The sequence below is a fragment of the Sedimenticola selenatireducens genome (assembly GCF_963675335.2).
In the GTDB taxonomy this organism is placed as follows: domain Bacteria; phylum Pseudomonadota; class Gammaproteobacteria; order Chromatiales; family Chromatiaceae; genus Sedimenticola; species Sedimenticola selenatireducens.
The window spans coordinates 306,469-330,280 of sequence record NZ_CAXXYC010000001.1; the positions used below are offsets into that span (position 1 = coordinate 306,469).

20 protein-coding genes are annotated in these 23,812 nt (G+C 55.3%); 8 read left to right on the forward strand and 12 right to left on the reverse strand.

The genetic code is table 11. The features are described 5' to 3' along the window. Window positions 1-188 precede the first annotated feature (188 nt). Window positions 189-1,100, forward strand: a complete 912-nt coding sequence (gene lpxC, locus ACHZBF_RS01500) for a UDP-3-O-acyl-N-acetylglucosamine deacetylase (RefSeq protein ID WP_321527462.1) — start codon at window positions 189-191, stop codon at window positions 1,098-1,100. A gap of 3 nt (window positions 1,101-1,103) precedes the next feature. Here the strand turns inward: lpxC and ACHZBF_RS01505 are convergent, their stop codons facing one another. Further along, window positions 1,104-1,550 carry a DUF721 domain-containing protein gene (locus tag ACHZBF_RS01505; protein WP_321527463.1) on the reverse strand — a complete coding sequence of 149 codons (447 nt, stop codon included), beginning with the start codon at window positions 1,548-1,550 and terminating at the stop codon, window positions 1,104-1,106. Between the two features lie 77 nt (window positions 1,551-1,627). On the opposite strand from ACHZBF_RS01505, the gene ACHZBF_RS01510 reads away from it, so the two are divergent. The 4 genes from ACHZBF_RS01510 to ACHZBF_RS01525 all read left to right on the forward strand — a co-directional run bounded on the left by ACHZBF_RS01510 (window position 1,628) and on the right by ACHZBF_RS01525 (window position 7,962). Beyond that, window positions 1,628-2,560 carry a M23 family metallopeptidase gene (locus tag ACHZBF_RS01510; protein WP_029133320.1) on the forward strand — a complete coding sequence of 311 codons (933 nt, stop codon included), beginning with the start codon at window positions 1,628-1,630 and terminating at the stop codon, window positions 2,558-2,560. Between the two features lie 171 nt (window positions 2,561-2,731). Further along, window positions 2,732-5,542: a preprotein translocase subunit SecA gene (secA, locus tag ACHZBF_RS01515; RefSeq protein ID WP_029133319.1), complete on the forward strand. Its 2,811-nt coding sequence runs from the start codon at window positions 2,732-2,734 to the stop codon at window positions 5,540-5,542. Between the two features lie 143 nt (window positions 5,543-5,685). After that, window positions 5,686-6,894 carry a bifunctional glutamate N-acetyltransferase/amino-acid acetyltransferase ArgJ gene (gene argJ, locus ACHZBF_RS01520; RefSeq protein WP_029133318.1) on the forward strand — a complete coding sequence of 403 codons (1,209 nt, stop codon included), beginning with the start codon at window positions 5,686-5,688 and terminating at the stop codon, window positions 6,892-6,894. Between the two features lie 111 nt (window positions 6,895-7,005). Beyond that, window positions 7,006-7,962, forward strand: coding sequence for a Nudix family hydrolase (locus ACHZBF_RS01525; protein WP_321527464.1), 957 nt, complete (start codon window positions 7,006-7,008; stop codon window positions 7,960-7,962). A 175-nt stretch (window positions 7,963-8,137) separates the two neighbouring features. On the opposite strand, the gene ACHZBF_RS01530 is transcribed toward ACHZBF_RS01525, so the two are convergent. The 11 genes from ACHZBF_RS01530 to ACHZBF_RS01580 all read right to left on the reverse strand — a co-directional run bounded on the left by ACHZBF_RS01530 (window position 8,138) and on the right by ACHZBF_RS01580 (window position 19,771). Next, window positions 8,138-8,335, reverse strand: coding sequence for a DNA gyrase inhibitor YacG (locus tag ACHZBF_RS01530; protein WP_273438844.1), 198 nt, complete (start codon window positions 8,333-8,335; stop codon window positions 8,138-8,140). A 5-nt stretch (window positions 8,336-8,340) separates the two neighbouring features. After that, complete coding sequence (gene zapD / locus ACHZBF_RS01535) at window positions 8,341-9,120, reverse strand: cell division protein ZapD (protein WP_321527465.1); 780 nt, start codon at window positions 9,118-9,120, stop codon at window positions 8,341-8,343. An 89-nt stretch (window positions 9,121-9,209) separates the two neighbouring features. Then, window positions 9,210-9,803, reverse strand: coding sequence for a dephospho-CoA kinase (gene coaE, locus ACHZBF_RS01540; protein ID WP_273438847.1), 594 nt, complete (start codon window positions 9,801-9,803; stop codon window positions 9,210-9,212). Window positions 9,804-9,806: 3 nt separating this feature from the next. Further along, on the reverse strand, window positions 9,807-10,685 hold the full coding sequence (locus ACHZBF_RS01545) for a prepilin peptidase (RefSeq protein WP_273438849.1): 879 nt from the start codon (window positions 10,683-10,685) through the stop codon (window positions 9,807-9,809). 27 nt (window positions 10,686-10,712) lie between these two features. Continuing rightward, window positions 10,713-11,954: a type II secretion system F family protein gene (locus tag ACHZBF_RS01550; protein ID WP_321527466.1), complete on the reverse strand. Its 1,242-nt coding sequence runs from the start codon at window positions 11,952-11,954 to the stop codon at window positions 10,713-10,715. Between the two features lie 5 nt (window positions 11,955-11,959). Beyond that, window positions 11,960-13,672 carry a type IV-A pilus assembly ATPase PilB gene (gene pilB / locus ACHZBF_RS01555; RefSeq protein ID WP_273438852.1) on the reverse strand — a complete coding sequence of 571 codons (1,713 nt, stop codon included), beginning with the start codon at window positions 13,670-13,672 and terminating at the stop codon, window positions 11,960-11,962. Window positions 13,673-13,955: 283 nt separating this feature from the next. After that, on the reverse strand, window positions 13,956-15,689 hold the full coding sequence (locus tag ACHZBF_RS01560; protein WP_273438853.1) for a PglL family O-oligosaccharyltransferase: 1,734 nt from the start codon (window positions 15,687-15,689) through the stop codon (window positions 13,956-13,958). A 54-nt stretch (window positions 15,690-15,743) separates the two neighbouring features. Continuing rightward, entirely contained in the window at window positions 15,744-16,223 is a 480-nt protein-coding gene (locus tag ACHZBF_RS01565; protein ID WP_321527467.1) for a pilin, read from the reverse strand. A 274-nt stretch (window positions 16,224-16,497) separates the two neighbouring features. Then, complete coding sequence (locus ACHZBF_RS01570) at window positions 16,498-17,850, reverse strand: sigma-54-dependent transcriptional regulator (protein ID WP_321527468.1); 1,353 nt, start codon at window positions 17,848-17,850, stop codon at window positions 16,498-16,500. Beyond that, window positions 17,850-19,493 (reverse strand): sensor histidine kinase, encoded by a 1,644-nt coding sequence (locus ACHZBF_RS01575; RefSeq protein WP_321527469.1) that lies wholly within the window; start codon window positions 19,491-19,493, stop codon window positions 17,850-17,852. The genes ACHZBF_RS01570 and ACHZBF_RS01575 overlap by 1 nt, the downstream gene beginning before the upstream one ends. A gap of 44 nt (window positions 19,494-19,537) precedes the next feature. Continuing rightward, the gene (locus tag ACHZBF_RS01580; protein WP_273438857.1) at window positions 19,538-19,771 is read right to left on the reverse strand and encodes a PP0621 family protein; all 234 of its coding nucleotides are present in this window, start codon (window positions 19,769-19,771) and stop codon (window positions 19,538-19,540) included. 94 nt (window positions 19,772-19,865) lie between these two features. Here ACHZBF_RS01580 and sucC point away from each other — a divergent pair, with 94 nt between their 5' ends. The 3 genes from sucC (at window position 19,866) to ACHZBF_RS01595 (ending at window position 23,741) form a co-directional block, all read left to right on the forward strand. Then, the gene (gene sucC / locus ACHZBF_RS01585; RefSeq protein WP_321527470.1) at window positions 19,866-21,029 is read left to right on the forward strand and encodes an ADP-forming succinate--CoA ligase subunit beta; all 1,164 of its coding nucleotides are present in this window, start codon (window positions 19,866-19,868) and stop codon (window positions 21,027-21,029) included. Between the two features lie 66 nt (window positions 21,030-21,095). Further along, window positions 21,096-21,965: a succinate--CoA ligase subunit alpha gene (sucD, locus tag ACHZBF_RS01590; RefSeq protein WP_029133306.1), complete on the forward strand. Its 870-nt coding sequence runs from the start codon at window positions 21,096-21,098 to the stop codon at window positions 21,963-21,965. A 162-nt stretch (window positions 21,966-22,127) separates the two neighbouring features. Further along, window positions 22,128-23,741: an NAD+ synthase gene (locus ACHZBF_RS01595; RefSeq protein WP_321527471.1), complete on the forward strand. Its 1,614-nt coding sequence runs from the start codon at window positions 22,128-22,130 to the stop codon at window positions 23,739-23,741. Window positions 23,742-23,812: the final 71 nt, after the last annotated feature.

Sequence of the window (23,812 nt, forward strand, 5' to 3'; positions counted from 1 at the left end):
CTGGTACTTAATAAGGGAATACCCTAATGGGTATTCGGGGGGCAGGTATTCATCTGGTAGATGTTTGAGCCTGGCACTATTTTTATAGGGCGCAGTTCGCGGTTAATGGGCTTCTGTTTAGCTCAATGAGCGGAATGTGTGATACCATCCGGCCGTTTAGTAGCCGGGAAATGGGGAATACAGGCAACATGATACGGCAACGCACGCTCAAGAACGTTATTCGTGCTACAGGGGTGGGGCTGCACACGGGGGAGAAGGTATACCTTACCCTGCGTCCCGCGGCGATTGACACTGGAGTGGTCTTCCGTCGGGTTGACCTGGATGAGCCGGTCGAGATCGCGGCGCGGCCGGATAATGTCGGCGATACCCGGCTCTCCACCACGCTGGAACAGGACGGCCTGAAGATTTCCACCGTCGAGCATCTGCTTTCCGCCTTTGCCGGCCTGGGCATTGATAACGCCTATGTGGATGTGAGTGCCCCTGAAGTTCCCATTATGGACGGTAGCGCGGGACCCTTTGTGTTTCTGATCCAGTCCGCGGGCGTGGAAGAGCAGAATGCAGCAAAACGCTTTATTCGCATCAAGCGCAAGGTGATGGTCAAGGAGGATGACAAATTCGCGGCGTTCGAACCGTTTGACGGTTTCAAGGTCTCCTTTGGTATTGATTTCAATCATCCGGCATTTGCCGAGCGTACCAAGTCCGCCACTATCGATTTTTCCTCCACCTCTTTCGTTAAAGAGGTGAGTCGCGCGAGGACGTTTGGTTTCCTGCGTGACATTGAAATGCTGCGCGAGCGGGAGTTGGCGCTTGGCGGAAGCATGAGCAATGCCATTGTGGTGGATGATTACCGGGTGTTGAACGAGGATGGCTTGCGTTACGAGGATGAGTTCGTCAAGCACAAGATTCTGGACGCCATCGGTGATCTCTATCTGCTCGGACACAGTCTGATCGGCGCGTTCAGCGGTTATAAATCAGGGCACGCCCTGAACAACAAACTGCTCAAGGCGCTGATAGCGGATGAGTCCGCCTGGGAAGAGGTGACCTTCGAAGAGGGAGATAGTGTGCCCATCTCCTATATGAAACCGGTTCAGGCAAGCTGACGGTTATTCGGGTGATTTAACGGCGTGTTTGCCGAGGCGAATCAGGGCTTCACTCAGATTGCTGTCCTCGATCCCGGCGGCTGTTTGATTAATCAGGGACGCGTTTTCCAGGCTTAGGCGCCTGGTCCTCTCGTGCTCCGGCTTAGGCGGGTTGCTGGTGACCAGTACACGCACTGTAATGCGCTCGGTTGCTATACCGTTGGCATTCAGTTGCCGGGCGAGTTCCCGGGTGGTGAAGCGCAGTCGACTGGCCCAGGTGGACGAGTCGACGTAGAGCACCAGTTGGGAACCCTTCTGTACCACTGCGGCGCAGTGTGTATTCAGGGGCGGCGGAATCAGGGCGCGAATACGCTGCAGCAACAACGATTGCACTTTGGATTGTTCCAGTAATCCACGGAGTGTATTTTTGCGTTGAAAATAGTCTTTGATGAGACGCGGTCGTTTGTTCATGGATGAATTGTGTCACGGAAGTTGCTGTCTTGGTGATTTATCTTTCAAACAGGCACTTGTGAGTCTAATACGCTACCATGAAGATTATACTCCTCTCCAGGTTCTGCCATAAAAAAGGCAGCCGTCCGATCTCTCCGTACAAATTAATGCTTACCCTTGTGCCAGTGCTTGCACTGCTGATGGGAGGATCCCTGTGGGCGGGCTACCAGTTGGGAATGGATGCGTCGTTACCGCAGGCCGCAACTGACAACACCACGGAAGTGGTGCGCAATCTGTTACAGGCACAACGTGATGAACTGCAGGAGGCCAAGGGGCGGACTCAGGAACACCTGGATGCGCTGGCGCTCCGACTTGGCCAGTTGCAGTCACATATTCTGAGGATTGACGCGTTGGGTGAACATCTGGCCAAGATCGGCAAGCTGGATGAGGGCGAGTTTAATTTCGATGAAGAGCCTGCCCGTGGCGGAATCGAGGCATTGGAGGCGGCACAGTCGGTCAGTGTGTCTGAGCTGGTAGCCGATATGGAGCAGCTCTCGCTGGTTATTACTGATCGTGAGCATAAACTGGATCTTATGGAAGGTCTGATGCGCAATAACCTGCTGAATGAAGAATTGGTCCCCGCCGGACGTCCGGTGGAAAAGGGTTGGATATCCTCTCGCTATGGTTACCGTAATGACCCGTTCAGTGGCAAGAAAGCGTTTCATCATGGTGTGGATGTAGCGGGAAAAAAGAATTCGAACGTCGTTGCAGTTGCTTCGGGTATTGTTACCTGGACCGGGACCAAGAGTGGCTATGGGAACCTGATCGAGGTGAGGCACTCAGGTGGCTATGTGACCCGCTATGGTCATAATGGCAAAATTCTGGTGGCCCCGGGAGACCTGGTTACCCAGGGTCAGCCGATCGCACTGATGGGGTCTACCGGCCGTTCAACCGGACCCCACGTGCACTTTGAGATAGCCCGCAACGGCAAGACAATCAATCCTTCCAAGTATCTCAGCGCCAAACGCTGACCCACACGGCAGGTGCTTCTGCCATGCCGCCACGATCCGCACTGGATAGCGTCCTGATTGTATGTAATGCCTGCTATCGCAGTCTTTTTACGGTATCATCACCGTTTTATTTTCTGTTCGCATCGGCCTCTGCCGGTGTGGGCCTAAATTCATATCAGCAAGAGTTTTTCCATGGTCAGTAAGATTCTCAGGAAGGTCTTCGGCAGTCGCAATGACCGCCTCGTCAAGCGGATGTCGAAGGTGGTTGATCAGATCAACGCACTGGAGCCGGAGCTCCAGGCCCTTACGGATGATGAGCTGAAAGCCAAAACCGGAGAATTCAGGGCGCGGCTTGAACAGGGTGCGGAGCTGAATACACTGATGCCGGAAGCTTTCGCGGTCGTGCGCGAGGTCGGCAGTCGGGTGCTGAATATGCGCCATTTCGATGTGCAGATGATCGGCGGTATGGTCCTCAACGACGGCAAGATCGCCGAGATGCGCACCGGTGAAGGTAAGACTCTGGTGGCAACCCTGGCGGTCTATCTCAATGCTTTGCCGGGCAAGGGTGTGCATGTAGTGACGGTCAATGATTATCTGGCCCGACGCGACGCGGAGTGGATGGGGAAAATCTATACCTTTCTCGGCCTGAGCGTCGGGGTGATTCAGTCGTCCGGCGCCGGACTCGAGGACTCTTCCTTTGCCTGTGATTACGACTACGATGGCAAAAGCGGCGGTTATCCTCATCTGCGTCCGATAAGTCGTCGTGAAGCCTATGCCTGTGATATCACCTACGGCACCAACAACGAATACGGTTTCGACTATCTGCGCGATAACATGGCCTTCAGCGCCGATCAGCGCGTCCAGCGGGAGAAGTTCTTCGCAGTGGTGGATGAGGTGGATTCAATCCTCATTGATGAGGCGCGTACCCCGCTGATCATCTCCGGGCCGGCCGAGGGGAGTTCGGACCTCTATACACGCATCGATCAGGTGATTCCGCGCCTGACCCGACAGGAACCTATCGAAGCGGATGAAGATGGCAAACCGGCCTTTGGTCCCGGCGACTACTCGGTGGACGAAAAGGCCCGGCAGGTATACCTGAGTGAAGATGGGCATGAGCATGTGGAAGAGATGCTGCTTGAGATGGGTCTGCTCGATCCCGAGACCAGCCTTTATGACACCGCCAACATCAGCCTGATGCATCATGTCACTTCCGCGTTGCGCGCCCATGCGCTGTTCCAGAAAAATGTCGATTACATCGTGCGCGACGGTCAGATTGTCATTGTCGATGAGTTCACCGGCCGCACCATGCCGGGGCGACGCTGGTCAGAGGGCCTGCATCAGGCCGTAGAGGCCAAGGAGGGGGTTGAAATCCAGAAGGAGAATCAGACCCTGGCGTCGATCACCTTCCAGAACTATTTCCGTCTGTATAACAAGCTTTCCGGTATGACCGGCACTGCCGATACCGAGGCGCCGGAGTTCCTGCAGATCTACGGTCTGGAAGTCGTGGTGATACCCACTAACCGGGATATGGTGCGTGATGACATGGGCGATCTGGTGTATCTGACCGCAGCGGAAAAGTACCGGGCCATTACTGAAGACATTCAGGACTGTGTCAAACGGGGTCAGCCGGTGCTGGTGGGTACAGCCTCTATTGAAACATCCGAACTGATCTCGGAATTGCTGGATAAGGCCAAGGTCACGCATCAGGTCCTGAATGCCAAGCATCATGAGCGCGAGGCCAATATCGTTGCCGAGGCCGGGCGGCCCGGTGCGGTGACCATCGCCACCAATATGGCGGGACGCGGTACCGATATCGTGCTGGGTGGCAATCCGGATATGGAGATCGCCGATCTGGGTGACGCAGCCACCCCGGAGGCTATCGAGAAGATCAGGGCTGACTGGAAGGAGCGTCACCAGCAGGTGCTGGATGCGGGCGGACTGCACGTGGTGGGCACCGAGCGGCACGAGTCGCGACGTGTGGACAATCAGTTGCGCGGCCGTTCCGGACGGCAGGGTGATCCCGGTTCAACCCGATTCTATCTTTCACTTGAAGACAACCTGATGCGTATCTTCGCCTCCGACCGGGTGTCGGCCATCATGCAGAAACTGGGCATGGAGGAGGGTGAGGCGATCGAACACCCCTGGGTAACCAAGGCGATTGCCAACGCTCAGAAGAAAGTGGAAGGGCGCAACTTCGATATCCGTAAGCAGTTGTTGGAATACGATGATGTAGCCAATGACCAGCGTAAGGTGATTTACCAGCAGCGTGATGAATTGATGGATACCGGGGATGTGTCCGACTCTATCACCTCTATCCGGCATGATGTGGTGAACGCGCTGATCGACCGCTACATTCCGCCGGAGAGTCTCGATGAGCAGTGGGATATTCCCGGTCTCACCGAGGCCTTGAAGGCGGAATATGAGCTGGATTATCCGATACAGGAGTGGCTCGACACGGATGATAGCCTGCACGAGGAGACCCTGCGGCAGCGGATTATCGATCAGATGGAGCAGGAGTACGCCGAAAAAGAGGCGCTGGCGGGAAGCGAGAATCTGCGCATGTATGAGAAGGCGATCATGCTGCAGATCCTGGATGCCAGCTGGAAAGAGCATCTTGCCGCAATGGATTATCTGCGGCAGGGTATCCATCTGCGCGGCTATGCGCAGAAGAACCCCAAGCAGGAGTACAAGCGGGAGGCCTATGAGCTGTTCTCCAACATGTTGGACAGCATCAAGGCGGAGATCATAGTCGTCCTTACCAAGGTGAGGATTCAGCCGCAGGAGATGATGGAAATTCCGGCTCATGAGCAGAATGAAGCCGATTTCCAGTTCAAGCATGAAACCTTTGGCGGTTTTGGCGATGAAGAGGATGCAGCGGCAAGCGGGGCGGACGAGGAGTCGCAGCAGCCGTTTGTCCGGTCTGATCGCAAGGTGGGGCGTAATGAGCCCTGCCCCTGTGGTTCCGGTAAAAAATACAAACAGTGCCACGGGCGTATTCAATAGCAGGGCCAGCATCCACACCAGATATACCTGCGGATAGGATAGGCAGGGCAGTAGGATGGGCAAAGCGTAGCGTGCCCATCAATCGGCTGATCAGGGTGGTGTGTGTGGATTAAGCAAAAACGAGAATTGGCGGAATCGAGTCAATGAACGAAGAGTTGGAGTTTCAGCCGGTCCCGGGTATTCGCCTCGGCGCAACAGGCGCGGGGATCAAGTATCGGGATCGCGATGATCTGGTGATTATTGAACTGGCCGAGGGCAGCACTTGCGCGGCGGTCTTTACCCGCAACGCCTTCTGTGCGGCGCCGGTGGTGGTTGCCCGGGAGCACCTCTCGGCCACGATGCCACGCTATCTGCTGATCAATTCCGGCAATGCCAATGCAGGTACCGGCGATGCCGGTCTGCGCGCGTCCAGAGAGTCCTGTAAGGCGGTCGCGGCGGCAAGAGCCTGCGCCATTAATCAGGTATTGCCTTTCTCCACCGGGGTGATCGGTGAACCGCTTCCGGTGGACCGGATTGCCGTGGCGGTGCCCGATGCGCTCACCGCCTTGTCTGAACAGGGCTGGGCCAGGACGGCTCGCGCCATCATGACCACCGATACGGTCCCCAAACTGGTTTCCCGGCAGCTGGAACTCGCCGGCAAGACCATCACGGTCACCGGCATGGCCAAGGGGTCGGGTATGATCCGCCCGGATATGGCGACCATGCTGGCTTATATTGCTACCGATGCGCTGGTCGACCGGCACCTGCTTCAGCGCTGTCTTGAACTGGCGGTCAAACCCTCGTTCAACTCAATCACCGTTGATGGCGATACCTCCACGAATGACGCCTGTGTGCTGATGGCGTCCGGCGTTAGTGGGTGCTCACCTATCACCGACGAGACTTCGCCTGACTTCCTCAAGTTGTGCGCCGTGGTGGAAGAGGTCTGTATGCAACTGGCCAGGGCTATTGTGCTGGATGGTGAAGGTGCCACCAAGCTGGTTGAGGTACGGGTTGAGGCGGCCGGGAGTGAGCAGGAGGCCCGTGACGTAGCCTACACCATCGCCCATTCACCGCTGGTCAAAACAGCGCTGTTTGCCTCTGATCCCAACTGGGGGCGCATACTTGCCGCCGTGGGGCGCGCCGGGATCGAAAATCTGGATATCGACCGGATCAAGATCTGGCTGGATGATGTTTGCATTGTCAGAGATGGCGGCCGTGCGGATGACTACACCGAAGCCGCCGGCAAGCGGGTGATGGATCAGAGCGAACTGACTATCCGGGTGGCGCTGGGGCGGGGCGAGTCGATGACGCGGGTGCTGACCTGCGATCTCTCCTACGATTACGTGAAGATCAATGCGGAGTACCGCTCGTAGTCGATGTAATGTTTCCGGTCGAGCCGCCCGCAATGCAACTGGATAGAGGCGCAAGAGGGGCTTCAGCCAGGAACAAACGAGCCAAATGCCGATATTGAGAAGATTTAATTTATGCTGCCGGTCCACGTCGCTGTAGCCGTCATCCAGGACGCTGCCGGTCGTGTGTTGCTGACGCGCCGCGCCGAAGATGTGCATCAGGGTGGTCTGTGGGAGTTTCCAGGTGGCAAGGTGGAGAATGGGGAGAGCCTTTCCCAGGCGCTGCACCGGGAGATTCGGGAAGAGCTGGGTATTGAAGTCAGTACTCACCAACCTCTGATTGACCTCACCTATCACTACTCGGATAAGAGTGTCCGGCTGGACGTGCACAGAATACTCCGGTACAGCGGTGATCCTACCGGCCTGGAAGGGCAACCCCTTGAGTGGGTATTACCTGAAAATCTGCACCAGTACGCCATGCCGGCAGCTGACCGGCCCATCTGCACTGCGTTGAAACTGCCCCCCCGGTATCTGATCACCGGTCCCGACCCGGCGATTCCCGGCCAATTTTTGCGGCGTCTTGAGGCATCTTTACTTCGTGGCGTGCGGCTGGTTCAGCTGAGAGCGCCCCGGCTTGGATGGGTCGAATATTCAATGCTGGCCACCGATGCGCTGGCACTGTGCCAGCAATACGATGCGAAGCTGCTCTGCAATTGTCCTGTGGAATTGGCGGTGGAGCTGAATGCGGATGGTGTTCATCTTAGCGGCAGTCAGTTGGCTGAGTTGAGTGAGCGACCACTTACTCACGATAAATGGGTTGCCGCCTCCTGTCACAATACGGAAGAGCTGCAGCAGGCAATGGCAATTGATGTGGATTTCTGTGTGCTCTCCCCGGTGTTGCCCACCACTTCCCATCCGAATGCCGTGCCCATGGGGTGGGGCAAATTCTCCCAAATCGTCGCGATGGCGAATATCCCGGTGTATGCCCTGGGTGGTTTGAGCCCGAATCATGTCGAGCTAGCTCTGGAAAATGGCGGTCAGGGCATAGCCGCCATCAGTGCGCTCTGGGCGGATGAGAATTCAATTGAGTAGCTTGATTGTCGGATTACGCAATCGCTAAATCGACCTATATTAGGAACCGGCAATCCACACAGAAGGTCACGTCAGCCGAAGGCGTAACCCGACAGCGTGGGAGGGGCGAATCCGGTACATTGCGCAGGAGTGCCCCAACCCCATCCTCATGTCTACATTTCTGGATCAGGAAAGGCTAACTGTAATCATCCTCAGGCGTCAGGAACGGCTTTGCCGGGGTCGTGTCCGGAATACGGTGTTTCTCTTCCAGCCAGTCCCCCAAGTCGATAAGTCGGCAGCGCTCGCTGCAAAAGGGGCGGGATTCCGGATTGCTGTGCCAGTCAAAGGCTTTCTTACAGATTGGGCAGCGTACGTTTTTCAGCGCATCAGACATATTCTTTAAAGGATACAGCAGTTGAGGAAAAAGGTGGTGTCCAGCTTGGTCTGGGTGGCGCGCTCCTCCTTCGATTGCTCCATGAAGCGGATGGTGAAGCGATGCTTGCCGCCGCTGATCTCGGCAAACAGGTGGCTTTCCCGGGGTAGCCCGACGCGGATCAGTTGGGCGGGTGACTGGGCATCCAGGCTCTGCTGAAAAAAACCGTTGGAAGCAAGTTCACGGGTCGGCGTGGTACTGCCCCGGACGAGTGAGAGCAGCAGGCTGACCGCGGTAAAAACCGGTTCCAGCGTCTCCCTCCAGGCAACAATCTCCTGGTGACGCTGTTCGAAAGGCTGCTGCAGCCAGAAATGATACAGAGGTAGATCAAAGGCACAGCTCCCCCCAGGGATGCTGCTGCGCTGGGTGATGCTTTTGAGAAACTCATTCTCTCTTAGCTCCTGTCCCAACTGCCCGCTGTGCTGCTGGAGCTTGCCGGACACCCCATTCAGCTCGCGCAAAATCTGGTCCAGGCGCTCTTCATTGATATCCGGAATGGCGCGAATGCTGGCCAGCTTCTCCTGGTGCCGCTTTAACTCCTTGATCAGATCGGTCTTTATGTCGGCGCGGGAAAATATGGCCACCATGTCCATCAGGCTGGTGATGGCGGCCCGGCTGTCCCAGGTGCTGGATTGCGGGATGTGAAAATCCACCTGGCGAAACAGATGCTCCAGACGCAGAAAGGTTCTGGTTTTCTCATTGAGCGGGTGCTCATAGATGATCTTGTCTGAAACGGCTGGTTGCATGAATCGATGTCTGTTAATAACCGCACCTGCCCCGGTGCCTGGATCCGGCAATTTTTTACATTATACCGATTCTGGCAACTATAAGCTTGTCAGTGGGCAAGTTTAAGATATTTCTGGTGGAGGAGTTCGACCATCGGGCGGAGATCATCCAGAGTCCCTGAGTTGTCGATAATATCATCGGCTTTTGCCAGGCGACTTTTCCGGTCAATCTGGGAGGCGATAATGGACTTTGTCTGTGCTTCGCTTGCCTGGTCCCGCCGAGTGACACGGCTGATCTGCAGTTCAGGCGCGCAGTCCACCACCAGTATGCGGTCGACGCTCTTGTCTTGCCCTGTTTCAAACAGCAGCGGAATGGAGAAGATGGCATAGGGCGTATCGAATTCATCCAGCCTGCGACGCATTTCAGAGCGTATCCTGGGATGCAGAATCCCCTCCAGTGTGGATTTGGCATCCGGATTGGAGAAGATATGTTCCCTGAGCCAGACCCGGTTGAGTGTCCCGTCGGGGAGCAGTGCGTCGGTGCCAAACTGCTCGCCAATCTCCCGCAGTGCGGGTTGGCCGGGTTCAACCACTGCCCTTGCCACCACATCGGCATCGATAATGGGCACACCCAGCGCGGCGAAGCAATCCGTTACCGCACTCTTTCCGCAGCCTATGCCGCCGGTGAGTCCGACTACGAACATGGATCAGGCCAAGCCCGCCCACTGGAGGTAGGCCGCGTTGATCAGGTCACCCCAGATCAGGCTGATCCAGCCGGCTGCCGCGAGGTAGGGTCCGAAGGGAATGGGGATATTGCGATCACGCCCCCGAATTATTATCAGCAGAATGCCCACTACCGCGCCAACCACGGAAGAGAGCAGAATGATCTGGATCAGGGACTGCCAGCCAAACCAGGCGCCAAACAGCGCGAACAGCTTGAAATCACCGTAGCCCATGCCTTCCTTGCCGGTCAGTAGCTTGAACAGCTGGAAGACGGTCCATAACGAGAGGTAACCCGCCACCGCACCGATAATGGCCGAGTGGCTGTCGGTGAAGATGCCAAAAATACTCAGCAGCAGGCCGAGCCAGAGCATGGGGAGTACTATGGAATCGGGCAGCAACTGCTCATCAAAATCGATCAGGGTGAGGGCGATCAGGGCCCAGGTCAGCGGAAGGGCCGTGGCCGCCTGCCAACTGAAACCGAAATGGAGTGCCACTGCCAGGGAGAGCAGCCCGGTCGCCAGTTCGATGACTGGATAACGCAAGGAGATGGGTTTTTTACATTCGGAGCAGTGGCCCCGCAGCAGCAGCCAGCTGATGACAGGGATATTCTCCCACGCTTTGATTTTGTGCCCGCAATGGGGACAGCTTGAGCCGGGGCGACTCAGGGTCAGGGGCGGGCTGGATGCTTCGGATGTGTTCTTGATATCCAGAAAATCATGGCATTGATTCCGCCAGTCGATCTCCATCATTTTTGGAAGTCGATATGCCACTACATTCAGGAAACTGCCGACGAACAGGCCGAGGAGCGTGCAGGCGACTGCAAAAAGCAGCGGGCTTTGCTGGAAAACCGAGAGAAAGTTCATTAGTACCGCGGTTGCTTCCAGGTTTTTTTAAACTACGGCTGCCATCTTGAAGATCGGCAGATACATGGCTACCACGAGACCGCCAACAAGAGTGCCAATGACGACCATTATGAGTGGTTCGAGCAAGCTGCTGAGTGCGTCGACAGCGTTATCTACTTCCTCTTCGAAAAAGTCCGCTACTTTAGATAACATATGATCAAGTGAACCGGATTCTTCGCCAATGGCAACCATTTGGATCACCATATGGGGGAATAGTTGCTGCTGCTTCATTGTCAGTTGGAGCGATTGGCCAGTCGCAACATCTTCGCGCATCCGGAGGACTGCATCTGTGTAAATGATATTACCCGTGGCACCCGCAACAGATTCAAGTGCCTCAACTAGTGGAACCCCAGCTGCAAACATAGTAGCGAGCGTACGGGAAAATCTTGCGATGGTTGCTTTGTGTATGATAGTACCAATAACCGGAAACTGAAGTAGCGCCTTATCTATCTGTTGTCGCATTTTTCTTGAGCGTTTGTAGGTATAGCCAAATACATAAACAGCTCCCATTATCCCTATCAATAACAGCCACCAGTAGCTGGTCATCCATTTGGACATGGCTACCACCATCTTCGTGAATGCAGGGAGATCACCGCCGAAGTTTGTGAACAGGCTTTCAAACTGGGGTATTACGAAAAGCATAATCAGAATGGTTACCAATATTGCAACGAGAATGACCGCAGCCGGATAAAAGAGGGCCTTCTTGATTTTACCCTTGATGGATTCGGTTTTCTCTTTATAGGTCGCAATCTTGTCCAGCAGGTCTTCCAGCACACCCGCCGCCTCACCGGCGCGCACCAGGTTGCAGAACAAGTCGTCAAAATAGAGCGGATGCTTTGCGAGCGCTTCTGCCAGCGCAGTGCCCCCCTCCACGTCGGCCTTGACGGCGAGGATCAGATCCTGCATTGCCGGATTATTGTGCCCCCGACCGACAATATCAAAAGCCTGGACCAGGGGGACGCCTGATTCCATCATGGTCGCCAGTTGGCGTGAGAATACCGCGATATCCCCTGGGGTAATTTTTTTCTTGCTGTTAAAAAGTGCTGTGGCTTTTTTCTTTACCTTTAACGGATTTATGCCCTGTCGTCTAAGGTCGGCCCTTACCAGCGCGAGAGAGGCGGCACGGGATTCTCCCTTGAGTCGCTTACCCTTCTTGTCTGCGCCCTCCCAGGTATAGACATAGGCCTTTTCGGCCTTGGGGGCTTTTTTTGCAGCAGTTGCAGTGGCCATATCAGTTAATCCTTGGTAACCCTGTTAATCTCTTCCAGGCTGGTGACACCCGCCCTGATTTTGTTCAATCCGGCTTCCCTCAATGTGAGGATGCCCTCATTCTTGGACTGTTGTTCCAGTTGCAATGAGTTGCCCCCCTCCATCACCAGCTTTTCCATGGCAGATGAGATGGGCATGATCTGAAATATACCAACACGGCCCTTGTAACCCATAGTGCAGCGGTCACATCCCACCGCTTTATAGACGGTCAAACTTTTCAGCTCATTCTCTTTGAAGCCCTCTTCGATCAGAGCCTCTTTGGGCAGATCGTCGGCCACCTTGCAGTGCTCGCAGAGCCGCCTGGCCAGTCGCTGGGCCATAATCAATATTACCGAAGACGCAATATTAAAGGGTGGAATACCCATGTTGGCCAGTCGTGTCAGGGTCTGCGGGGCATCATTAGTGTGCAGGGTTGAGAGCACCAGATGGCCCGTCTGAGCGGCCTTGACGGCGATTTCTGCCGTCTCCAGGTCACGGATCTCACCCACCATCACAATGTCCGGGTCCTGTCGCAGGAAGGCGCGGAGTGCCTCGGCAAAGGTCAGGCCGGTTTTGACATTGACGTTGACCTGATTAATGCCGGCAACCTGGATTTCCACCGGATCTTCTGCTGTGGATATGTTCACACCCTCGCTATTGAGCATATTCAGCGCGGTATAGAGCGAAACTGTTTTACCGCTGCCGGTAGGGCCGGTGACCAGAATCATACCGTAGGGCTTTCTGATCGCGGTCTCAAACAGCCGTTGCTGTTCAGGCTCAAAACCGAGGGCCTCGATACCGAGTTGCGCACTGGCCGGATCCAGGATACGCAACACCACTTTCTCGCCGTATAGGGTGGGGCAGGTGTTGACACGAAAATCAATGGCGCGATTGCGCGACAGCTTCATTTTGATGCGGCCATCCTGGGGGACGCGTCGCTCAGCAATGTTCATCCGGGACATTACCTTGATTCGTGCGGTCAGGCGGGAGGCAATATTGACCGGAGGTGAAGAGACCTCATGCAGGATACCATCCTGTCTCAGTCGAACCCGGAAAGTTTTTTCATAAGGTTCAAAGTGGATATCCGATGCGCCACTGTTGATGGCATCCAGCAGCATCTTGTTGACAAAGCGCACCACCGGCGCATCGTCGACATCCAGATCCCCCTCTTTCCTTTGTGCATCTTGATCCTCGGAGGAGATATCCAGGTTGTCCAGGTCGGCATCCAGCAAATCGGACATGCTGGTATCATTGGCCTCCAGCGCGGACTCGATCGCCTGAACGAGTTTCTCCTCTTCCACTACAATCGCTTCGATCGCCAGTCCGGTATGAAACTTGATCTCATCAAGGCCCTGAATGTTGGTGGGATCTGATACAGCCAGAAATAGTCGGTTGCCCCGACGAAATATAGGTAAGGCGTGGTGGATGCGAATGAGTTTTTCGTCGACTAGACCTATTGGGGCCACGGCCATGTCGAGGGCATCAAGTTGGAAAAGAGGCACACCGAATTCCTGTGAAGCGGAGAGTGCGATGCTTTTACTGTCCAACAGTTTATTTTCAACCAGGAAGGAGACAAATTGCTGGCGTTTTTTTGCGGATTCCAGGATTGATTTTTGCGCAATCTCTTCAGATAGCAAATTGTCCTCTACTAGGCGCCGAGGTAAGCCGCTTAACGCTATTTTCTGAGTTGCCGCTGTCATCTGATTATTGGATTGAAAATACTTTATGAAAAAAATTGTGTAATTGTAACGGCTAGTAAATCATATTCGGAGAACTATAACCTATCCATGCCTAATAATCGATTATAGGGTTCTTTTCAAGTTAAATGTAGTAATTTATGATCAAGGCATTGTTTTATATAGCGAACATTCCTTGCCTGACTTGTTGGTTCGGCTGCGAAATTCCCGCAGGCTATCCCCGAAGTGATGGCTATATCGCCCCGGTTTCTAGTGAAAATCATGCGTAAATTAGCTTTTGTTAACCTTATTCAAGTGCACCCTGTGGTTCTTCGCTGTTTATACATTTCTCAAGCTTCCAGGGTGTAATTACACTTCCCAGTTCCGGGTAATCGCAGGCATAGGCCAACCAGCGTCGTTTTGTATGTTGTAGGTTTCTCCTGCCGTATAATTTCTCTAGCGTTTGGAGGGTCCTGGCTGATCTGTCCGTTTGCCCATTCAGTCCTTGGGCAAGCGCTAATTTTGAAAGGTTTTCCGGTGACGGGTTTCTGTGAGAGGTTTTCTCCATCCATGAAATTTCATCAGCTGTCATTTCTGTGGAAGGCGTAGTGCGACCGAGAAGAATCTTTTCTTTCAATTGGGTCAGAAGTTTGAGGTCAGCCGCGCTTGATGCCCCGGTTCCAGACCCTATTTTGGCGGACTCGAAACGCATCAGGCGATAGTCTTCTTCCGCCGCAAGATATTCGCTGCTGACCCATGTAAGCATTCCCCAACCAAATAACACTGCCAAGGCATAATTCCAGAGTGGTATATGGATTTTTGTCGCACCATGTGCCTGCTCGATGACTCCGATACAGAGGCCTGCCGGCACAAGAAAGAATGCATAGGTGTGCGGTGTTTCCAGCATACTGTGAACAGCCATGATCAGCAGAATGCTCAAGCAGAACCAGGTGTCTAATGTGCGGCATTCCTTCAGCCGTATCACAAACCACCAAGCGCCCACAGCGGTAAGTGCTAAGCCCAATAGAGGAGAGTTCCAGAGTATGAAGTCGATAATGATATTGTGTGCATACTGCACTCCGGTTGATGGGAGTGAGTCAGCAGCAACCTCAAGCTGAGCCAAACTTACCTGATTCCAGCCATAACCGGACAAGGGTTGCCGCCATGCGGCTTCTATCAATTGACGCCACAACGTAAGCCGTATCTCTCCACTTGCCGCTCCCTCTAAGCGGCCCAGACTGGGTTCGGCGGTGAGATCGACAAGAACTGCAATGTTTGGCCAAGTAAACCACAGCAGTGCAAAGATCCCCGTGCCGGTTATGACAGCCGTTTTATTTAGCTTAAGTTGCAGATACTCCCGCTTCCAAAGTATCCATACTGCCAGCACCACCATGATTAAAAATGGAGTGCGCGAACGCGTCATGGCCAACCCAACAAGCAGTAGCAACGTGATCAGGAGTGTGCTGATGTTCCCAACAAAACCGCCTTCTCGTAAATAAAAGGTAGCTATCAAACCAAAGCAGAAAAGTGTTGCCAGTATGTTGCGCTGGCCGATATTGGCATAGGGCGTGCCGCCGAAAGGTGCATCAAGAAGCCAGACATCAAGCGTAATTCCAAACCATTGACAGAGTGCTAAATAGAATGAGGTCACCGCAGCCAGTAACAAGACGATGGCCAATGTAGTAGTGAGTTTGGAGCCATTGGTCCCGGCAACTCCATAACCGACAATTATGGAGAGTCCTATCATGGCAAGAAATAGGGAGGTGATCCATGCGTCACCCCAAAACAGGATGATACCCAATACCGCTTGCAGGGGAGGTATTAATGTCAGGGTCAGAAACAGGAGCGCGGCTAAAGGTAATGCGATTCGAGTTTGGCTGTTATTCTTTTTTCGTATGAGGAGCCACGTTGAAAGTGCGAGTAATCCCAAGACCGCTATAGATTCGTTGTAGAAACCTAACCAGGGCTGATAGTGATTCGGCACAAGCCAGGAGATAAGCAGTGCAATAGCTGACAGGGAATATAGAAAGGCGGCAATCATAAAAAAGGGGGAGCTTTGCTCCCCCTCCTTAGCATAAAGGCTGATTTTGACTAATTACCCGCGACAAGAACCTGGAAGGTACTTGTCTGGGATTGGGTTAGCAGCGCCTCCATCACAGATCCATCGTGCGATCCTGCCACCAGCAGACGGAGCGGCACATGCACCGGTCACATTTGAGCAAGGAGTCATGTCAATAGTTAAGCCTGCAATCTGGCTGGGGGTCTGGCCCGTAATGGTGATCACGCCGGTAGTTGCTGCAGTGCCGATGCTTTGAACATACTGGGAGATAGGTGATGCGTTAGTTCCTCCTTCACCACAACCCCAGGTGTCAGCTACTGCGGGTAAGGTGTTGGCTGATTGCACCGTTTCGGTAATGGTAGTGCGGCAAGCCGAGCCGGCCAGAATCAACTCAGAAACCTTGGCGCGAACGGTGTAATCCTGATAGGCAGGCAGCGCAATAGCCGCCAAAATACCAATGATCGCCACCACGATCATCAGTTCGATCAATGTAAAACCAGCTTGTACTTTTTTCATGGGTCTCTCCCTTTAAATACTCAAATATTCTGCGGCAAATGCCTGGTGTAATCCGTCATCCCTTTCATCATGCGGCCCGGCAGTTGCCAGCCTCAGACTACTTGACTGGTATTGAGCAAAGTGTGTGCCAGATATAAAATATAGTCTTCGATGAGTGCTTAACTAGCTGAAAGTAAAGGTGTAGTTTGTGTTGTTGGCGAGGGGTGTTCTGGTGTCGGGCGGATGCTTGATATAGAATAGACCTGCATTAAATGTCAAAAAGTGACGTAAATTGTCACTCCATGCCCAGCTTGTCCAGTTTGTACCGCAGTGCGCGAAATGAGATCCCCAGTCTTTTCGCGGCGGCGGTTTTGTTCCAGTGGGTCTCTTCCAGCGCGGTGGTGATCAGTTTCCGTTCGACCTGTTCCAGGTGTGCCTCAAGCGGCAGGTCCGGGTTGACTCTGTGGGCGGTTGGGGACTCTGTAGCTGGGTCGGCAGGAATCAGCAGGTCCTCCAGGGTGATGGTCTCATTCTCACAGAGCGCCACAGCCCGCTCCAGGATATTCTCCAGTTCGCGGATATTGCCGGGAAAGCTGTATTTGAGCAGCCCCTTCAGGGCATCTCTGTCGATGCGAGGTTTCGCGCAACCAGAGTGGGCGGCGATGCGGCCCAGCATCATGTCCGCCAGTAGCGGGATGTCGTCCTTGCGCTCCCGCAGGGTGGGGATAGCCAACTCGATGACATTGATTCGATAGAACAGGTCCTGTCGGAAATTTCCGTTCTCCACCAGGCCGGTCAGATCCTTGTGGGTGGCGCTGGTGATGCGGACATCCACCGGTATCTCTTTCTGCGCGCCGACGGGGCGGATCGATTTCTCCTGGATGGCGCGCAGCAGTTTTACCTGCATGTTGAGCGGCAGGTCGGCCACCTCATCGAGGAACAGGGTGCCACCGTTGGCCGCCTGGAACAGCCCCTGTTTGTCACTGATGGCGCCGGTAAAGCTGCCCTTCATGTGGCCGAAGAATTCGCTTTCCATCAGCTCCTGGGGGATGGCGCCGCAGTTGACGGCGATGAAGTTGTGATCGGCGCGTGGGCTCTGCTGGTGGATTTGCCGCGCCGCCAGCTCCTTGCCGGTGCCGGATTCGCCACTGATGAATACCGGCGCCTGGCTTCTCGCCAGTTTGCGGATCAGGGTGCGAATCTGTTCGGCAGCGGGGGATTTTCCCAGCAGCTCCGACTTGCCGCCGGCTTCCCCCGCCTTCGCCTCTGTGGCTAAGTCCCGCTCCAGTTTCAGTGCGGTGTTGACCAGGTTGCGCAGCATGCCCAGGTCCACCGGCTTGGAGACGAAATCAAAGGCCCCCGCTTTCAATGCCTGGACGGCCGAGTCCATGTTGCCGTGAGCCGTGATCACCGCCACCGGGATGTCTGGGTAGTATCGGCTGATGGTTTCCACCAGTTCGATGCCGTTGCCGTCTGGCAGGCGCATGTCGGTCAGGCAGAGGTCGAAGCGCTCGGATTCCAGCAATTTTCTGGCTGCCCGCAGATCTTCTGCCGAGCGGGAGTCGATTTTCATCCGTCCGAGGGTGATCTCGAGGAGTTCCCGGATATCGGGTTCGTCATCAACAATGAGTGCCAGTGGATTATTCATTATCGGACCGGTTGGTTGCCCCTGCCGGGGAAGGTGATGCGGAAACAGCTGCCGCCCCCGGGCACGGCAATATAGTCCAGCCCAAGACGATTGGCCTCACAGAGCTCTTTGGCAATATACAGGCCCAGGCCTGTTCCCGCATTTCGGGTAGTGAAGAAGGGTTCGAACATTTGTCGCACATGCTCGGGGGCAATTCCCGGGCCGTTATCGATAACATCCACGAAGGGGCCGCCCGACTCCCGGGTAATACCGCCGCTGATCTGTATGCTCAAGGCTTCGCGCTCCCTGTCGAAGTGTTTGATGGAATTCTCGCACAGGATAACAAAAACCTGGCGGAATTGGCTCGGATCGGTGCGAATCAATGTGCTGTCCGGATCGATCTGCAGCTTTAACACCCCGTCTGGCAAATTCAGGGTTCGGGCCAGCTCGATGATGAACTGCTCCAGCCAGGGTTTCAGCAGAAATTCCTTGGGCAGTGAGCGTCCGCGGCGCGACAGTTGCAGAATGTTTTCGATAATCTCATTCACCCGCCGGGTATTGGTGCTGATGATATCGATCAGCCGTCTGTCCGCCTGGGGGATCTCCGGCGACTCTTTGAGCAGTTGCTCGGCATGGCTGATGGCGCCCAATGGGTTGCGGATCTCATGGGCGATACTGGCGGTCAGCCGACCCAGTGAGGCCAGTTTCATCTGCTGTGCCTGCTGGGTGACGGTGGCGGTATCCTCCAGGAAGATAACCGCTCCGCCCTTGTTGTTCTCGCCCAGCATGGAGAACCCCGCGGTCAGCTCCCGGCCACCCGCGATCGGGCGGAACGGTTCGGGCGTGGGGTGAATTGCCTGATCCCACTCCGAGAGTTGAGCCGCCAGTTTATGACACGCCTGCTCCAGCGGGCTGCCAGTGCCGACCTCGGGCATGCCAAGCAGATACCAGGCCGACTCGTTCATCAGGCGGATGGTGCTATGGGTGTCGACCACGATAATCCCGGTGAGCATGTGCTGGATGACGTAGTCATTAAGCTGTTCCATATTGGCAAGATCCAGTTGGCGCTGGGTTGCCAGGGCTTCGCTGGACTTCAGTTGGCGTGCCATGACCTGGGCGAGAATTGCAATGGCAAAGAACAGGGTGCCGAGCAGCCCCGCCTGGGTGTAGGAGGTGGTCTCGAAGGTCTGGTTCAGATGGGCATAAACCTGTTCCGACAAAATAAATATGGACGCCATTGCCGCTTCCAGACTGGCATAGACACCCCGGGTAATGAGGCTGCCGGTGGCGATGGAGACGGCTAGCAGCATGCCAAGGCCGGAACCGATACCCCCACTGGCATGCATCAATAACGTGATGGCGCAGATATCCACGAGTACCATCAAGAACGTCTGTTGATTGAGAGACAGGGGGCGGGCGGCGTACAGCAGCAGTCCGCTGGCGATCACCAGGCCAAAATAGACGGTGACCACCAGGGCGAAAAGCTCGGGGTTGGTATGCCCCAGCAATGTGGGGCCGGCCTTGCTGAAATAGAGTATGCCGAGCAGGGTCGCCAGCATCAGTCGGTAATAGAAAAAGATTGCCAGCGGCCGCAGGGGTGGTGTTCCTGTCTGCTGAGTGGTGTCCAGTGCCAGGTTGTGTTGTCTGGGGTCAGCAAGTGCCATATTTTGGGGAGGTCCTGGACGGTAGGGCGGGTTGCATTATATGACTATTTCTCATCTTTCCGCTGCATCAGGTGCTCCCGGGAACAGAAGAAGGTCCCCTGGTGCTGCAGCGCCTCGGCTTCGGGTAGATAGGTGCCACAAACTTTGCACTGAACCATGTTGGCTGCAATTTTATTATTCTTTTTGACATCCTTTTTTGGGAAGCGCCTGATGTAGGCCCGTACTATAATGAACAGCGCCCACAGGGTGAGAAGAATCAGTAGTAGCCTTATGCCCATAATCTCAGTTTATTAGGGTATTTCCTAGTTTTGCTTATTTTGTCGATTTCGACCAGAATAGCACTCTTTTTTATCACGTTGACCGGTTGCGAGAATGAATCTACACGAATATCAATCAAAACAGTTGTTTGCAAAACAGGGTATTCCTGTCCCGGAGGGTAGTCCAGTCACCTCCGTCAAGGAAGCGCGTCGGGCGGCGGAAGCCCTGGGTGGCGACCGCTGGGTGGTCAAGGCTCAGGTTCACGCCGGTGGCCGTGGCAAGGTCGGTGGTGTGGTGCTGGTGGACAGCCTGGACCAGGTTGAGGCCGAAGCACAGCGTCTGCTGGGCAGCATGCTGGTGACCAAGCAGACGGGCGAACCTGGTCTGCCTATCAACACCCTGTTGGTTGAGACAATCACCGATATCGAGCGTGAGCTCTATCTGAGTGTGCTGGTGGATCGGGAATCGAAGAAGATTCTGTTCATGGCCTCTCAGGCAGGCGGCATGAATATCGAAGAGGTTGCAGAGGAGACCCCGGAACAGATTCACATCATCCGCATCGATCCGGCGGCGGGTCTGCAGGGCTATCAGTGCCGCAGACTGGCGTTCGCCCTGGCCCTTGAAGGCACCCAGATCCGTGAATTCCAGAAGTTCATGTTCGCCCTCTACAACCTGTTTATCGAGAGCGATGCCAGTCTGGTGGAGATCAATCCGCTGGTGGTCACCAAGGCCGGCAATCTGATTGCGTTGGACGCCAAGATCAACCTGGACAGCAACGCCCTCTACCGCCAACCCAATCTGCTGGCAATGCGTGATATCAGCCAGGAAGATGAGCGAGAGGCAAAGGCAGCAGAGCATGACCTCAACTACATCACTCTGGATGGCAATATCGGCTGTATGGTGAACGGTGCCGGACTGGCCATGGCCACCATGGATCTGGTGCAGTTGAAAGGTGGTTCACCTGCCAACTTCCTGGATGTGGGCGGCGGTACTACTGCCGAACGTGTGGCAGAGGCGTTCAAGCTGATCCTGTCCGATGACAAGGTGCAGGCCGTACTGGTCAACATCTTCGGTGGCATCGTCCGCTGTGACCTGATTGCCGAGGGCATTATCGAGGCAGTGAAAGAGGTGGATGTCAAAGTGCCGGTGGTGGTGCGGCTCGAAGGCACCAAGGCGCCCGAGGGGCTGGAGCTTCTGGCCAACAGCGGTCTGGCAATTACCACCGCTGCTGACCTCTCGGAAGGCGCAGAGAAAGTTGTCGCTGCCGCCAAAGGCTGATTGTTTGAACCGGAAGCGGTGTCCAACAGGCGCCGGGCCGGAATCACCAGATACAGGAAAAGAATTGTGAGTATTCTCATTGATAAAGACACCCGAGTAATCTGCCAGGGCTTCACTGGCAAACAGGGAACCTTCCACACCGAACAGGCGATCGCCTACGGCACCAATATGGTGGGTGGTGTTACCCCAGGCAAAGGCGGCCAGAAACATCTGGATCTGCCGGTTTTCAATACCGTCCATGATGCCGTTGACGCGACCGGCGCCGACGCCACCATGATCTACGTACCGGCGGCCTTTGCCGCGGACGCGATCCTGGAAGCTGCGGATGCGGGCATCAAGGTGATCGCCTGTATCACCGAAGGCATCCCCGTACTGGATATGCTCAAGGTCAAGGCGGCCCTGGCCAACTACGACTGCCGCCTGATCGGTCCCAACTGTCCCGGTATCATCACCCCGGGTGCCTGCAAGATCGGCATTATGCCCGGCATGATCCACAAGCCCGGCAAAATCGGCGTTGTCTCCCGTTCCGGTACCCTGACCTACGAGGCGGTGTTCCAGACCACCACCACCGGACTGGGTCAGAGCACCTGCGTCGGCATTGGCGGTGACCCGATCCACGGTATGAACTTTATCGACTGCCTGGAACTGTTCCAGGAAGATCCCCAGACCGAGGGTATCGTCATGGTCGGTGAGATCGGTGGTTCTGCCGAAGAAGATGCAGCAGCCTTTATCAAGGCCAATGTGACCAAGCCGGTGGTGGGTTATATCGCCGGTGTAACCGCTCCTCCGGGCAAGCGCATGGGCCATGCGGGCGCGATTGTCAGTGGCGGCAAGGGCACCGCGGACAGCAAGTTCGCTGCTCTGGAAGCGGCCGGTGTTGCTACCGTGCGCTCCCCGTCGGATATTGGCGCCAAGATGCTGGAACTGATGAGCTGATAGCGCCAAATTTTTTGATTTTGGGTATCATATGCCGCCCCGGCCGTCAGGTCGGTGGCGGCTTTTGTTTGGTGGGGTGAAGGGCTTGGTGTTGCCCATTGTCCCGCCCAATTTTCTGGAAGGTGATGTCGGTATTGTGCCGGCATATCGGTTGGTGGTCCCTTGAGTTTGAAAATATCCTTAGCGCAAATCGACCTGATGGTAGGTGATATCAGGGGCAATGCCGATCGCGTCCTGGCGGCGATGCGGGTTGCCCGGGATCAGCAGCAGGCCCATGCGGTGGTCTTCCCGGAGCTGACCCTCACCGGCTATCCGCCCGAGGATCTGCTGTTGCGTCCGGAACTGATTGCCCGGGTGGAGTCAGAGCTGGAACGTTTGTGCAGTGAATGTAGCGGGATTGACCTGATTCTGGGCTACCCCAAATGTCAGGACGGCAAGCTTTACAATGCGGCAGGCGTGATCCGGGATGGCGTAATCATCGCCGAATATTTCAAGTCACTGCTGCCCAACTACAGCGTATTTGATGAAAAGCGTTATTTTGAATCCGGCGATCGGCCCTGCGTGTTCGAGTTGCAGGGGATTCCGGTAGGCGTCACCATTTGCGAGGATATCTGGTACAAGACCCCGGCTGCCTCGGCGGCTGAGGCGGGCGCGAAAATCCTGCTTAATCTGAACGCCTCGCCGTTCCATTCCGGCAAGGCACCGGAGCGTGAGACCCTTCTGCAGAAGCGGGCACAGGAGACCGGACTCTCCATTATCTACCTCAATCTGGTGGGGGGGCAGGATGAACTGGTGTTCGACGGTGGCTCGTTCGTGGTCAATCCACAGGGAGAGATCACCCAGCGGGCGGCCTTCTTCAGGGAGGATCAGCCGCTGGTGGAGTTTACCGAGCGGGATGGGCAGATGGTCCCCATATTGGCCCATATCACGCCGCTGCTCTCTGAAGAGGAGGCGGTTTATACGGCCCTGGTCAATGGTGTCAGGGGTTATGTCCTGAAAAACGGTTTCAAGGGGGCGGTGCTGGGGCTTTCCGGAGGTATTGATTCGGCGCTGACATTGGCCATAGCGGTCGATGCCCTCGGTGCCGATCAGGTTGAAGTGGTTCTGATGCCTTCCCGCTATACCGCGGATATGAGTAACGAGGATGCCGTTCGCGAGGCTGAAACCCTCGGTGTGAAGCATCAAACCATTCCTATTGAACCGGCCTTCAACGCGTTTCTCGATTTATTGGAACAGACCTTTGCCGGTACCACCCGGGATACCACTGAAGAGAATATCCAGGCCCGTTGCCGTGGCGTACTGTTAATGGCCATTAGCAACAAGACGGGAAAAATCCTCCTGACGACCGGCAACAAAAGCGAAATGTCGGTTGGTTATGCCACCCTGTACGGGGATATGGCCGGAGGGTTCGCCCCGATCAAGGATGTACCGAAACTGCTGGTCTATCGACTGGCGGAGTACCGCAACCGGGAGGGGGAGGTGATTCCGCGCCGGGTGATCGAACGACCGCCGTCGGCGGAACTGGCCCCGGATCAAAAAGACTCCGATTCGCTGCCACCCTACGAAATCCTGGACCCGGTTTTGGCGATGTATATCGAACAGGATAAAGGGACCAAGGAGATTGTGGCGGCCGGGTTCAATGAAGCGGATGTGCGCCGGGTGGTCCGGCTGGTGGACCGCAACGAGTACAAGCGCCGCCAGGCACCGCCGGGCGTCAAAATCAGCCAGCGCGCCTTCGGCAGGGACAGACGCTATCCCCTGACCAATGGTTTTTAACCGGATTGCTCTGTTAAAAGGAAGAATCATTCCACAATATTGCCGGTGTGGTTATTTCCGGTAAGATGAGC